This is a genomic window from Vibrio sp. (genome assembly GCF_048266485.1).
Classification (GTDB): domain Bacteria; phylum Pseudomonadota; class Gammaproteobacteria; order Enterobacterales; family Vibrionaceae; genus Vibrio.
On the sequence record NZ_JBLWZK010000001.1, the window covers coordinates 300,541 to 314,552 of the forward strand.

At 40.7% G+C, this 14,012-nt stretch carries 12 protein-coding genes; 5 read left to right on the forward strand and 7 right to left on the reverse strand.

Going from position 1 to position 14,012, the window contains the following annotated elements:
- The first annotated feature begins 2 nt into the window (after window positions 1–2).
- Together ACN0T8_RS01390 and rnk are read left to right on the forward strand one after the other, a co-directional pair.
- Window positions 3–854 (forward strand): helix-turn-helix transcriptional regulator, encoded by an 852-nt coding sequence (locus tag ACN0T8_RS01390; RefSeq protein ID WP_417878892.1) that lies wholly within the window; start codon window positions 3–5, stop codon window positions 852–854.
- Window positions 855–1,267: 413 nt separating this feature from the next.
- Window positions 1,268–1,681, forward strand: coding sequence for a nucleoside diphosphate kinase regulator (gene rnk, locus ACN0T8_RS01395; protein ID WP_417878893.1), 414 nt, complete (start codon window positions 1,268–1,270; stop codon window positions 1,679–1,681).
- 80 nt (window positions 1,682–1,761) lie between these two features.
- Here rnk and ACN0T8_RS01400 read toward each other — a convergent pair whose 3' ends face one another.
- The 5 genes from ACN0T8_RS01400 to ACN0T8_RS01420 all read right to left on the reverse strand — a co-directional run bounded on the left by ACN0T8_RS01400 (window position 1,762) and on the right by ACN0T8_RS01420 (window position 7,915).
- Window positions 1,762–2,580 carry a PTS sugar transporter subunit IIA gene (locus ACN0T8_RS01400; RefSeq protein WP_417878894.1) on the reverse strand — a complete coding sequence of 273 codons (819 nt, stop codon included), beginning with the start codon at window positions 2,578–2,580 and terminating at the stop codon, window positions 1,762–1,764.
- Entirely contained in the window at window positions 2,570–2,878 is a 309-nt protein-coding gene (locus ACN0T8_RS01405; protein ID WP_417878895.1) for a PTS fructose transporter subunit IIB, read from the reverse strand. Before ACN0T8_RS01405 ends, ACN0T8_RS01400 begins: the two co-directional genes overlap by 11 nt.
- Window positions 2,879–2,961: 83 nt before the next feature.
- Window positions 2,962–5,214 (reverse strand): zinc/cadmium/mercury/lead-transporting ATPase, encoded by a 2,253-nt coding sequence (locus tag ACN0T8_RS01410; RefSeq protein ID WP_417878896.1) that lies wholly within the window; start codon window positions 5,212–5,214, stop codon window positions 2,962–2,964.
- Between the two features lie 144 nt (window positions 5,215–5,358).
- Complete coding sequence (gene yidA / locus ACN0T8_RS01415) at window positions 5,359–6,165, reverse strand: sugar-phosphatase (protein WP_417878897.1); 807 nt, start codon at window positions 6,163–6,165, stop codon at window positions 5,359–5,361.
- A gap of 82 nt (window positions 6,166–6,247) precedes the next feature.
- Complete coding sequence (locus ACN0T8_RS01420; RefSeq protein WP_417878898.1) at window positions 6,248–7,915, reverse strand: DUF2813 domain-containing protein; 1,668 nt, start codon at window positions 7,913–7,915, stop codon at window positions 6,248–6,250.
- Between the two features lie 272 nt (window positions 7,916–8,187).
- Here ACN0T8_RS01420 and ACN0T8_RS01425 point away from each other — a divergent pair, with 272 nt between their 5' ends.
- Together ACN0T8_RS01425 and ACN0T8_RS01430 are read left to right on the forward strand one after the other, a co-directional pair.
- Entirely contained in the window at window positions 8,188–9,921 is a 1,734-nt protein-coding gene (locus tag ACN0T8_RS01425) for a bifunctional metallophosphatase/5'-nucleotidase (protein WP_417878899.1), read from the forward strand.
- 281 nt (window positions 9,922–10,202) lie between these two features.
- On the forward strand, window positions 10,203–11,156 hold the full coding sequence (locus ACN0T8_RS01430) for a TerC/Alx family metal homeostasis membrane protein (protein WP_417878900.1): 954 nt from the start codon (window positions 10,203–10,205) through the stop codon (window positions 11,154–11,156).
- Between the two features lie 117 nt (window positions 11,157–11,273).
- Here the strand turns inward: ACN0T8_RS01430 and moeA are convergent, their stop codons facing one another.
- Window positions 11,274–12,533: a molybdopterin molybdotransferase MoeA gene (gene moeA, locus ACN0T8_RS01435; RefSeq protein WP_417878901.1), complete on the reverse strand. Its 1,260-nt coding sequence runs from the start codon at window positions 12,531–12,533 to the stop codon at window positions 11,274–11,276.
- Window positions 12,534–12,759: 226 nt separating this feature from the next.
- Here moeA and folE point away from each other — a divergent pair, with 226 nt between their 5' ends.
- On the forward strand, window positions 12,760–13,443 hold the full coding sequence (gene folE / locus ACN0T8_RS01440; protein WP_417878902.1) for a GTP cyclohydrolase I FolE: 684 nt from the start codon (window positions 12,760–12,762) through the stop codon (window positions 13,441–13,443).
- Between the two features lie 94 nt (window positions 13,444–13,537).
- On the opposite strand, the gene arfB is transcribed toward folE, so the two are convergent.
- Complete coding sequence (arfB, locus tag ACN0T8_RS01445) at window positions 13,538–13,951, reverse strand: alternative ribosome rescue aminoacyl-tRNA hydrolase ArfB (protein ID WP_089122903.1); 414 nt, start codon at window positions 13,949–13,951, stop codon at window positions 13,538–13,540.
- Window positions 13,952–14,012: the final 61 nt, after the last annotated feature.

Genomic DNA, 14,012 nt, shown 5'->3' on the forward strand with positions numbered 1-14,012 from the left:
GCATGAATCAGACTTTTATCAATGTACTCGAAGGTGTGCTATCCGACCGTGAGTACTTTAATCGTGTGTGGTTTGCCAATGATCACACCACACCACCACCTTTTAGTTATCAAGTCAACTTTCCTCGTATGGAGTTTGTGATAACCGGGGAGTACATCAACGAAATTGAAGATCCTGATTTTGGAGTCACTAAAGTAAAAGTTCTTCCCGGCGATATTCTGTATATTCCGCCCAATAGTTGGAATAAACCTGATTGGGATAGTGATTGTTGCGTATTAAGCTTACTGTTTGGTAAACGCCAACTAGGGTTTAGTTTGGTTGAAAAAAAGAAAGGGGAGGCCAATTTCTTTGATGTACAAAAGCATAGTATTCAAACTCGAACCGGCCATGCGATAGACCATATCCTCAGCGCATTAAATACGTTATCAAAAGAAAAGAACCTCCATCCTACAGGTGGACATTTATTGATGGCTTTAATGACTTATTGCCACGGTATGCTGTTGTCTCCTGACTTATCATCTCAAAGTAGGAGTGAGGATCTTTATCAAGGGATATGTATTTATATACAAGAAAACTTCCACCGTAATATTACTCGGGATAGTATCGCGCATCGTTTTAATATCAGCCCAAATCACCTTTCACGATTGTTTCGTCAGCAGGGGCACATGCGCTTGGCCGATTATATTACTTGGGTTAGGTTGGAGCGGGCTAAATTTATGTTAATTCGTTATTCATTTCGTTTAAGTGAAGTGGCTTTGCGTTGCGGTTATAACGACGTGAACTACTTCTTTCGAGTGTTTAAGAATAAAACCGGTAGAACGCCGAGTGAATTTCGTGCCATGTCTGTAGAGTAATTTGCTCATTCTGTTTAGGGTAAGTAATTAATCCTTATATTAGGTAAGACAGGTTCATACTCAATAGTGCCAATTTTGCATAGTTTGAAATGAAAACAGTGGGTTTGGTTAGTTTTAGATGCTGGTTAAATCTGTTTAATAAGTTGAATTTGAGAGTCCGCGCTTAATGCCTGTTAGATCAAGACTCGTCTCTGCGTTGTTTGTTTTGTTGTTTCACGCTATGCTACAGCAGAATAAATAACTATGTTATGAAGACCAATCATCTATTGTAAAAATCCCAATGAACTAATGCGTGCAATTAATGCCTAACAATGCATCAAAGCCGACCATTTGGCGTGAGGCTGTTAGAAAATTGCTAACTTTTGCTATTACATAATAACCAAGAGCTCCATGTCATTATTAATGAGGTAGAAATGAAAAGCAGGCCGGAAATAGTACTATCATCGCTTGATTCAGAAAGGTTGTACTCTCTCATAGATTCTTTACCAAAAAATAGCGTGCCCGGTATCGAAGAGTTGGAAGATGAACTTAGCCGTGCGAAGATCGTAGAGCCTAACGAAATACCAGCAAACATTGTTACAATGAATTCTACTGTACGCTTTTTTGTTGAATCCAGTCAGAAAGAATTTGAGTTAACTTTAGTTTATCCAAAAAATGTAGCCTCAAATGGAAAAACAATATCCATTTTAGCTCCTGTAGGGAGCGCATTATTGGGGCTTTCAATCGGTGATCAAATTGAATGGCCAAAACCAGGTGGTGATTTTCTAAAAGTGAAGATCACAGAAATCACTTATCAACCAGAAAGAGCTGGCGATTACCAAATGTAAACTTAACCATTTAAAGCATTCGGACGCAGTATAGCTGCGCCGGTGCTTTAGGATGCTTTACTCCTCTCGATATTTAAGCGTTATTTATCCAACTTCATAAAACAAGTGATGATGGCTTGTAGTTCCGAATGGTGCCTATGCTGGCAGATAAATTGATTAATTTCGTAATTCACTAAAGCCGTTGCTAAGTGCCTTACTGCCAATAAGGTCTGTTTACTTGCATCAATAGGTAGCATTACAGCAATGATATGAGTGACTGGTGGGAAATGGCTTCCCCAATCTACAGGCGTGTTGGTGGTTAATATAATCAGTTGTGGTTTATCTATTGCAGCATTAAGTAGATGAGGCAGAGCAACGCCATTGGTCATCGCTGTCGAAGATAAGGCTTCCCGCTTTTTCAATGCTTCTTCTATCACTTGGCTATCTTGATTTTGAGTTAGCTGAGAGAGTCTTTTTAAGCAATATTGTTTCTGAAACAATTGGTCTATTTGATCGGTATCTTTTTGTGCGGTATACAACGTAGTATAAAGCTTGGTAAAGTTGTTTAACTCTTTTTCAATATCAAAACACTGGATTTGGAATAGGCTGTTATTGGACATGGTAGGAGCGTTGGTAGCTTGAGTTTCAATTACAAAGCAATCTGTTTGCAAGAAGGTGATTAATTGCGACTGATATTGCTCGGCACCTTCACCAGTTAATAGCAGTTGGCAAAGCTCAAAAGGTTGAAACCCTAACGTCATTGCGCTGAGGTAGTCTTTGACATCGACCTGTTGTATGGATTGCACTTGAATTAAAGTGACACTACCCACAAAAGGTTTTACTTGTTGATGAATCCCTTTTATCAACCAGGTTGGTAGCCCAGTTGAACCTAAGTAGAAGGTAATACGTTTATTTTGCATGAGCTATGCAGCGCTGAATGAGCGCATCTGGATCGGTGAGCACATCTTCGATAGAGACTTGAATGGTTTGAGTTTGTTCAAATCGTTCCGCTTGTTCTATTTCAATATCGGATGCGATCAAAACCACTTGTGCTAAACTGATGTCTTTGTAAGTCAGTTTATTATCTATCCCCATTGCCCCCTGTGTTTCTACATGAATATTGATTTGAGCTTGTGCGGCAGATTTAACCAGTGCCTCAGCCGCCATGTAAGTGTGCGCGATTCCAGTTGGGCAAGCAGTAACAGCAACGATCTTCATCGGCTTTCCTATTCGATAACGTTAATCCGCACATCATACTTCTGAGGCACTAACTTTCAACTTGTTTTATTTCAAGCTTTTATCTAATCGATGTTTTTAGGCTCAAACCTCAACAATCTTAATGCATTCAACGTTACTAGGGCGGTTGCGCCACTGTCTGCCAATACGGCAACCCATAATCCAGTGATACCAAGTAGACTAGTGACAAGAAAGACCGCTTTTAACCCTAGTGCTAAAGTGACATTTTGACGAATGTTGGCAAGGGTTGCTTGAGATAATTCAATCATCGCAGGGAGTTCGGTTAAGCGATTATGAGTGAGTGCTGAATCGGCGGTTTCTAGTGCCACATCGGTGCCGCCACCCATTGCCACGCTGACACTTGCCGCCTTCATGGCAGGAGCATCATTGATACCATCACCAACCATTGCGACTTGAGATTGCTGCGCTAATTGCTCCACAAAAGTCACTTTATCTTGTGGTAGTAGGCTGGCTTTGTATTCCATTGATAGTTGACTACTGATCGCCTCGGCACTTCTCGGATTATCACCGGTAAGCATGATTGAGCGGATACCGAGTTTATGCAGCGCTTTAATCGCCTGTTTTGAATCGCTTCTTAATGTATCTTGCCAAGCAATAATACCCATCGCAGTTTGATTATTTAGGATAACCACTACCACGGTTTTGCCCTGTGATTCAAGTTGTTCTACTTGCAGTAAAGTTTCTGCATCTAAAGGTAATTTCATTTTTGATGGCGACATAATTTGAATAAGCTTCCCATCAACTTCCCCTTGAACGCCGACCCCAGCTAGCGTCTGTTTATTGCTTGCTTCTGGAATGACAATACTTTGAGCTTCTACTTTACGAATGAAAGAGGTAGCGAGTGGGTGGCTAGAGCCTAGTTCAACCGCACTGGTATAACGCATCAGATCTTTTTCATTGGTGCCATTTAAGCCAATAATATCGGTAACATCAGGTTTCCCTTGAGTAAGTGTACCGGTTTTATCAAACGCCATGATTTCCACTTTGCCTAATTGCTCTAATGCTGCTCCGCCTTTAATTAGCGCGCCACGACGAGCGGCAGTAGCGAGCCCAGACGTAATGGCTGCAGGGGTTGAAATCACAAGGGCGCAAGGGCAGGCAATCAGTAGCAATGCTAAACCGCGATATACCCATGTTTCCCAAGGTTGAGCAAATACCAGTGGTGGCGTAATGATCACGGCTAAAGCGACCAGCATCATTAGCGGGGTATACCAACGGCTGAATTTATCTAAAAATCGCTCTAAAGGAGCTTTGCGTGATTCAGCATCTTCAATTAAATGTAAGATGCGGTCGATGGCATTTTCACCTTGTTTCGATGTGATCATAAAGCGCACAACGCGATCGGTCGCAATGGAACCAGCCATTACGTTGTCACCTTTTTGGTGTTCAACCGGAATAGATTCACCGGTTAATGCACTTTCATCAAAACTGGCGCTATTATCTTGAAGTTGGCCATCAGCGGGTAGGCGCGAACCCGGTGATACTTCAACAATATCACCCGGTTGAAGTGATGCCGCAGCCACAATAACTCTCTCGTCATTAACGATTTTAGTCGCGTTTTCTGGCACTAATTCCATTAAGCTTTGTACGCCGCTACGCGCTCTCGATGCCGCGAAGGCTTCTAAACGTTCACCAATTAAAAAGAGTAGTAACACCATCGCTGCTTCTGCGGTTTCACCTAGATATAACGCGCCGAGAGCAGCAACACTCATTAATGTCTCAATCGCGAAAGGTGTCCCTGATTTGGTCAGCTGAATGGCTTTTTTACCAATAGGGTATAAACCGACGAGGCAAGTTAATGTAAATATCCACTGGCTAATTTCGGGTGACCATATCTTGGCGAGTGCGCCAATCAGCATCGCAGCGGCAATACTAATAATTTGTAGGTTGTCTTTAACAATATTTGCCGGTTTTTTATTGGCGTTTTCTGATGTCGGTGAGTTTAAATTATTTAAGGTAAAACCAGCATTTTGACAAGCTTGTTCAATTTGTTGAGTGGTTGCAGGCTGGGTGAAACTGACGAGTAGCTTTTCTGTTGCAAATAGTACTTGTACTTTGTCTACGCCAGCGATTTTCGCGATCGCTTTTTCGATTTTTTGTGCGCACGATGGGCAATCCATACCGAAAACTTTCCATGATTCAAGCTGACCATTCGCTGTATTATCCTGAGAGTTCTGCGGAGCTTGCTGTTCGTTATTAGTATGGCAGTTACTTGAAGAGCAACAGTTTTTATCCTGCTCGACTAAAGGTTGTATTGCTGAGATTGAGTGAAGTGTTTTTATATTATTCGTCGTCATAACCAAGCTCCATTAAGGCTGTTATGATAAGAATACACCTTGGAGTACACTCTAAGGTCAAGGTTAAATTTTATTATTTACAAACAAACGCACTAGATAAAGATAACCTAGTGCGTAGCATAAGCTTATGGTTAACAAGTTTAGTTAATTGAAGACAAACTTCTCAATGGCCATAGCAACGCCATTATTTTCGTTAGTTTCTGTCACATAATCTGCAATGTGTTTGGTTGCTTCTGTCGCATTTCCCATTGCAATACCTAAACCAGCGTACTTCATCATGTGATGATCATTCTCAGCATCACCTATTGCCATCACTTCTGATGCCTTAATACCTAAGTACTCCGCTAAAGCTTGTACCCCTGTGCCTTTATCGCTGGTTGGGTTTAAAAATTCTAAAAAGAAAGGGGTGCTACGGACAATTGTGAATTGTTGGTATAATTGAGCCGGTATTTGTTGTATTGATTGTGTCAGTTTTCCTTCTTCTCCAACCATCATCACTTTTAAAATGGGATCAGCGTCATTGAGAGTTTCAAAAGGGCGCTCAGTTAATGTAATGCCATTGATTTCCGATTCATGATTAGTGTACGGATTAGATTGAGGGCTAATTAAACCTTGCTCAAGAGAAAAAGCATGAATGAAAACATTTAAGCGTTGTGCCCAATGATTTAATAGTTTTGCATCTTTTCCGGTAAGAATTTCTTGGCGAATCATGGTATTGCTTGCTACGGTTTGAACTAATGAACCGTTATAGCTGATGACATAATCACTATCTTGAATCATACCTAATTCATTAAGAGCCGCACGCATACCATCCAGCGGGCGTCCTGATGCGAGTACAATATGAACACCTTGTTGTCTTGCTTGGGCAATGGCTTGCTTATTGTGTTCAGAAATTTTGCCAGAACTATTTAATAGCGTTCCGTCCATATCGATAGCGATAAGTTTGTACATTGAATCGAATCCTTACAGCGAGAGAGGCAATAGTAGTATTCATTTTATCGCTGTAATATTACCATTTAATTATTGCCCCTCGTTAATTATTTCCGCTAGCCATCGTCATCACTCGTTTTAAAATCCAGCGGAGTAGTAGTGGGATTTTCTCTGGTCCATGTTCTTCACAGTATTCAACAATCCCCAATGCAAGATCGGGTTTAGCATGTTTTTTTACCGCTCGTTGCACAATCTTTTTCGCAGGAATAGGGTGATCTGCGGTGATGTGTACCATGCCACGGAAAAACTCTTCAAAGCCATTATGATATAAGAAGTGTTCGATATCTCGGTCAGGTAACTCAGTTAATCGGTGTTTTTCCATATCTTGGGCGAGTTGGGTTCTTACCGTGGTGGCGTATTTTTTACCCGCAGGATCGCCATCGACAACTACATGCCAATCTATATGTAACGCTTTCGCCATTTTGATTAATGATTTCAAACCAGATTGCGCAAATTCAATAATTTGCACGCCTTCTGCTGCTAGGTTATAACCATAAATTTTTGCTAATTCATTGAACAACCAGACTTCAGTTTCGCCTTCGACCAATAACCAACAGCGAGCAAATAAAGCATTAGGGCGATGAAAACGAATGTGAAAGCTGATCCGCCTGAGATCATCTCGGTTAAGTTGATGTTCGTGAATGCTATAAGCTTGTGTCATATCTGATTGGCGAACGAGTCGACGAATCGATGAAAGGGGAACCACGCTAAGTAACATTCCACTATTGGTGGTAAGGATTTTTTGCATTGGAATGAGTTGCAGTATTTCCCACGATTTCAATAAATTGGTTGGGTGCAGTCGGCCTTCGGGATCTTCTAAGATCAAGATAGGCCTTGCCATGGTGCTTATGGTCGCATTACCTTTGGCTTGTAAGAAAGCATTCAGTAGTCCCATGAGTAATAATTTGCTTTGTTGATTTTTACTTTTACGCAGGATTTTTATTAAGCTGGTTTGGTCTTCTGACGAAGGATGTTCTCCACTGAACAAGTTTTCCCTTGGTTCTATTTTTTGTTGGGTAACATGCCGCTCAAAAGAGAAGTAGTGTTCGATCAAATCTTGCATTGCATTAATGGTACTTTTCAATTCACCTTTGTTTACATGGCCGGGCATCGCCAGTAATCGGCGGTAGGTGTTATTAATGCGTTTTTCTGTTTTGTCATTGATTGGATTTTCAAGATGCTGTTCTCGGTGGTGCGGCGCCATCGGTATACGCCTTGCATCACGCAAACGAATGACGGGATGTACACGAGATAGCTCCATCGCTAATTTATGAGCATCATTTAACTTGAGAGGGTTGCCTTGGTGATCTAAAAACTGGTATTTAGTGTCAATTTTAAGTTCACTTCGTGAAGCACTCAGTTGATAGATACAGATTTTACAGGGCTGATTGTCAATATCTTTATCATCTTGCCAAACTGGCTTGAGCTTACGATAACGAATGTTTCTATGTTCATTTGGTTGAGAGGTGCGCCAACGAGTAATGATTTGAATCTGCTGAGTTTGTGGCTGAGATTGAGCGTAATCGACATGGAAATCTTCAAGTTCAAATTGATATCGTTGATTTGTGGTTGGCAAGGCGATGCACAACGCATCTAGTAATGATGATTTACCCCAAGTATTTTCACCGAGTAGTGTGGTCATTTCGTTTAAGCTTAAGGAAAGACGTTTAATGCCTCGAAAGCCAAGGATTTCAATTCGGTCTAGTATCATTAATCGCTCCTTTCTCTAGACCAACAATAAGGTAAGTGAAGCGGCTGAGAAAAAGTTGGCCTTCGAGTGTAGAGTATAGGATTGAATGGTGCTAAACGTTTGTATTTATCACATTTTTTATTAATACGCTTTCTTGAGCAAATGAAATCATGATCGAATATGAAATATTCATAGTTTTGTCATCATTCAAGCAGTAAAATCTACTCAAGTAACTTAACTGGCTAGTCAGGTTTTAAAACTGTGTCGGTTAAACAATTAAAAACAGAGGTATAATGACCCAAAAGAATAACCAAGCCGTTAGCTTAATTTTAGCTCATATCAATGACACGCATTCCTATTTTGAACCTAGTTCGTTACAACTTGAGCTGAATATTGAACAGCAGCAACTAAAACCTTACGTCAGCGCCGGTGGTTTTGCTCGCATTGCGACTCGTACTCAACAACTGAGAGCACAAGCTCAACAACAAAATTTAGGGTTTCTATTTCTGCACGCAGGTGACTGTTTCCAAGGCACTCTATATTTCTCGCTATTTAAAGGGCGGGCTAATGCCGAGTTACTCAATGCGTTAAACATTGATGCAATGGCACTCGGTAATCACGAATTGGATATGGGTAATGAGCCGGTAGCGCGATTTTTAACACGTATCGAATTTCCGTTGCTAGCAGGAAACTGGGATGTGTCGAATGAGTCAAATAATAAGGCGATTCGTGTCAGTGACTCATCGAAGCTAGTTCCTTATCAAGCAAGCTCTCAACATGCCGGATGGATCACCAAGCAAGTGCAGGGTGGTGAGGTGGCTATTTTTAGTTTGGCACTCGATAAGATGGCGGATATTTCAAACCCTGATCAAGATACGCCATTTATCAATTCTATCGATGTTGCTAAAGCGACAGTAAAAGCAATTCATGTTCAAGGTATCAAAAATATCATTCTGCTTAGCCACTTAGGCTATGAAGCGGATTTAGAGCTAGCCAAACAAGTTGAAGGTATTGGTATTATTGTTGGAGGACACTCTCATAGGTTACAGGGTGACTTTTCTGATGTTGGACTGGCAAAAGATGATGACTACGGTCAGTGCATTAACGGTACTTATGTTGTGCAGGCCGGCTACCATGCGCTTTCGATGGGGCACAGCGAAATTACTTTTGATGCTAATGGCAAAGTGATTGCTTTTAATGGTAAGAATGAATTGTTACTAGGCAGACGTTTATGCTTAGATGCCACGCTTTCGGATGCTTATCAAGATAATTTTCATGCAAAAGCGAGTGATTATTTACGCCAACACCAACACATTGTAATTTGTAAAAAAGATCCGCAAGTGCATTTAATTTTATTGAATAAATACATCCCACGTGTACGTAAGATGCAAGAAACCATTGTGGCACAAACTGACTCATCATTAAGACACGTGCGTATTCCTGATCAAGATGGCCCAAGTGTGTTAGCGCCATTGGTCGCAGAATCATTCGCTTTTATGATGAAACAACAAGGCTATGCGGTTGATTTTGCGATTCATAATGCCGGTGGTGTGAGAGCTTCATTGAACCCTGGTAACATTACTATTGCGGATATTGCCGGGAAATTATTGCCATTTGCGGTACCGATTGGTGTCTATGAAATTCAAGGTTGTTATTTAGCTGCCATATTAGAAGGTGCGATCAATAATGCTTTGAATAACGGAGTAGAAGGTACAGGTTCTGGCAGTTACCCTTATGCTCATAACCTTGACTTTAGTTATATTGCAGACAATCCATTGGGAAAAAGAATTGTTAATTTACGTATTTTTTCTATTGATGAGCAATGGAAACCAATAGAACAAGAACGATGGTATAAAGGTACCTCATCAGCCTATACCATGAAAGGCAAAGAGGGTTACGATGCCATTTTAAATATGCATAAATATGGCAAGGTGACACACTTCTCGATGGCAGATTGTTTCTCAGAATTTTTACAAAATAATCCTGAGCGAATTCAACAATTAAATACGACTTATTGTCAGAATTAACGTATTCATAAAATAGTGCTTGTAGGTCAACCTACGACAGCGTAAATTGATTGCGTTTGGGGAGTAGTCAGTGAGAATTTGCTTGTCGTCATCTCGAAGTAGGCCACGTTAGCGTGATAGATCTATTTCCGGTAAGCAAAGGTGGTTTTCCACTCTGACGAGACCAACGCACATAGTTTGAATATCAGGACAAATACTAAGTATGAGCCTGATGTTTTTTCATATTGTGCGGATGGTCTGAATGCCCCCATTCATTTCTATCCGCCATTTAAGGATCAGAAATGCACGTTACAACCTATGCTTATTTTGGTTTACTTACCGTACTGATGTTAGCCCTAGATGTTTGGCAAACACGTAATGGCAATGTCACCATTAAAAAAGCCGCTATATGGAGCCTGCTTTGGGTTTTATTCGCTTTACTATTCTTCGTTTCTTTATATGAGTTTTGGCCAGTATTCGAACCGGATAGTGCCTATTCTGCCCATGATGCTGCGACAGCATTTCTAACTGGCTATTTACTCGAAAAATCCCTCAGTGTTGATAATCTATTTGTCTTTGCCTTAATTTTTGGTCGTTTTGTGGTGCCTCAAGAATTAAGACCGAGAGTATTATTGTGGGGTGTAATTGGCGCGTTATGTTTACGTGCCTTGATGATTGCGATTGGGGCTGAATTATTAGAAGCCTTCCATTGGGTATTGTACTTATTTGCTTTCTTTCTAATTTGGACCGGGTATCAACTAAGTAAACCAGAAAGTGATGATGAGGAAGAGTTGAATTCTTTCCCTGAGCGAATGGTACGCAAACTTTTCAGAGTGACGGAAAGCTATCAAGGCACTAAGTTATTCACCCGTGATCATTTAGGTTTGATGGTGACACCTTTGTTAGTTGTTGTGGCAGTAATCGCAATGACTGACGTACTGTTTGCTTTAGACTCAATACCTGCAATTTTCGCGGTGACCCAAGAACCATTTTTGGTGTTAACGGCGAATGTGTTTGCATTACTAGGATTGCGCTCTTTGTATTTTGTTCTAGAAGGTATGCTTGATAAGTTCGTTTATCTACGTCCGGCATTAGCGTTTATCATGATATTTATTGGTATCAAGATGCTATTAATTGGCACGCCGTGGGCCATTCCAACGATGGTATCCTTGGTCGTATTATTAACGACCATGACTGTCGCAGTGATTGCCTCAATTATGAAAGAGAAAAAGCTCAAAAAGTTAGATATAAAGTAACCCATCCGCTTCCTCTGTTCTGTGTTTCATTCGGGGGATAGCCAAAAAAAGCCGAAGCAATGTATTATCGCTTCGGCCTTGTTATCTAAGCATATACTTCAAGTAAGAAAAATATGCTTAATAAAAACTTGGGTTGAATAATTGGATATGAACCGTTTCACCTGCTTCAACATGACCACGATCTTGCTCTAATACAACAAAGCAATTGGCTAGGCTCATTGAACGAAATGCACCAGAACTTTGATTACCTGTTGTCGATACCTCAAGTGTACCCTGTTCAGTGATTGAGAAAATACCACGTTGAAAATCAGTTCGACCCGGAACTTTTTTGAAGCGTGTTCGGCTAACCGCAGGAATACTTGTTTGTGGCTGCCATTGGCTGTAGCCTGCTAGCTTCGCTAATAGCGGTTGAACTAGAATATAAAGTGTTAATACCGCCGATACTGGGTTACCCGGTAAGCCACAGAATAGGGCGCTCTGACGTTCTTCTGTTTCTAACAACTGACCAAAAGCAAACGGTTTGCCCGGTTTCATGGCAATTTTCCAAAAACCTATTTCACCTAATTCATCTAAAATTTCTTTCGTGTAATCGGCTTCTCCGACACTTACACCACCTGATGTGATCACAACATCCGCTTGAGATTGTGCTTGTTGAAAGGCTTGTTTAAGTTGTTCTTTATTGTCAGGAATCACGCCTAGATCAATCGCTTCACAGCCGAATTTTTCAAGCATTACTTTAATGCCATATCGGTTACTGTCGTAAATTTCACCGGCTTGAAGTTTTGTTCCTAAAGGTTTTAATTCATCGCCAGTTGAAAAAAAGGCCACTTTGGGCTGCTGGAATACCGAAACACTTGGGATACCGAGTGTGGCGATCATCGGAATATCTCGAGAGGTTAGTTTATGACCTTTTGGTAAAACTAATGCACCTTGTTCGATGTCATCGCCAGTTGGTCGAATATTCTGTTGCGGTTTAACCGGAAGTGCTTGTGTGAAGTCAACAAGATCGCCATTCACTTCGGCTTGCTCTTGCATGATCACAAGATCACAACCTTGCGGGATTTGTGCACCTGTCATAATTCGAATGCAAGTACCTTGTGGCCATTCACCTTCAAATGGAATACCAGCAAAAGATTTTCCTGCTAATGGTAGTTGCGTAGTCGACTCCAAATCGTTAGCACGTAAGGCGTATCCATCCATTGCCGAGTTATCAAAAGGTGGGACATTGATTGGTGAGTGGATGTCTTCACTTAAAACATGTCCAACAGCTTGATCAAGAGATAAATCTGTCACCAACGAAATTGGTGTAATTGATTCAAGCATGTTTGAAATGGCAGTATCAATTGGCATTAAGCCCGGAGTGTCGCAGCAGCCCATATTCAATATTCCTAATCATTTTCATCGTTTAATGGAGCTCATTATCCCTAAATTTGAAGTGATATGAAATGACAACCGACAAGAAACTTATTTTTGGTTGAAATTGTCGAAAGAGCACATTCAATTTAGGGATGTATTTTTTATTAAGAACGAGTATCCTTATCTGCCTTGTATAGGTTGTAGGCACTATACACAGGAATCAAGTCCTTGGAATTGGAGAAATCAAATGGCAAATTTGGATACACACGCAATAGTAAATTCTGAGCTAAGTGAAGCGGCATTATTAGTTCAAAAGGCTTTAGCTAAACGTGGCATTGAAACTCCTATGTATCCGAATGATGTATCAAGAGAAGAGAAAAAAGAACGTATTGAATATCATATGCGTGAAATTTTGTCTCTACTTGAGCTTGATCTTGCTGATGATAGTTTAGAAGAAACGCCACGCCGTATTGCTAAAATGTACGTAGATGAACTTTTCTCAGGCCTTGATTATAAAAACTTCCCTAAGATCACTGTGATTGAAAATAAAATGTCTTGCAGTGAAATGGTGCGTGTAAAAGATATTACCGTTACTAGTACTTGTGAGCATCACTTAGTGACGATTGATGGCCTGGCGGCGGTGGCTTACATTCCAAGAAGTAAAATTATTGGCCTGTCTAAAATTAACCGTATTGTGCGCTTTTTTGCACAGCGCCCACAAGTTCAAGAACGCATGACGCAGCAGATTTTAGTGGCACTACAAGCCTTGTTAGAAACTGATGATGTTGCAATAACCATGGATGCAACGCATTACTGCGTGAAATCGCGTGGGGTGATGGATGCCACTAGCGTAACGACAACAACAGCTCTAGGTGGAATATTCAAATCAAACCCAGCTACACGCGCTGAATTTTTACATGGGTTAAGATAATTAGTTTATTTACTTTAAATTACACCCTCAAATAAACAGAAAAGCCGCTATTTTTTAAGCGGCTTTGTTGTTTCTGGAATTTGATAATGTGAAACTAAACGTTGACTTTACCACGTAACTTCTTGGTTTGACCACGCATAACTTTTTTATCAGTACGCTTGCGTTGCGAAGATTTAGATGGAGCAGTCGCTCGACGCACTTTATCCACTTTCGCCGCATCTAAAATCATCTGTTTTAAGCGTTCGAGTGCATCTTCACGGTTTTTTTCTTGAGTTCGAAATTGCTGCGCTTTAATCACAATCACGCCATCTGTAGTGATTCGCTTATCTTTTAATTCGAGTAGTCTTTGTTTATAGAATTCTGGAAGCGATGATTTATTAATATCAAAGCGCAGATGAATCGCAGAGGAGACTTTGTTGACGTTCTGACCGCCAGCCCCTTGAGCTCTAATAGCCGTTAATTCTATTTCCCAGCTTCCTAGCTCGACATTATTGGATATTTTTAACATAAATTGACCATTAGCTCACAGATTTTGTGGATTTAGTTATCGAATTGTTAATTGCATCGGT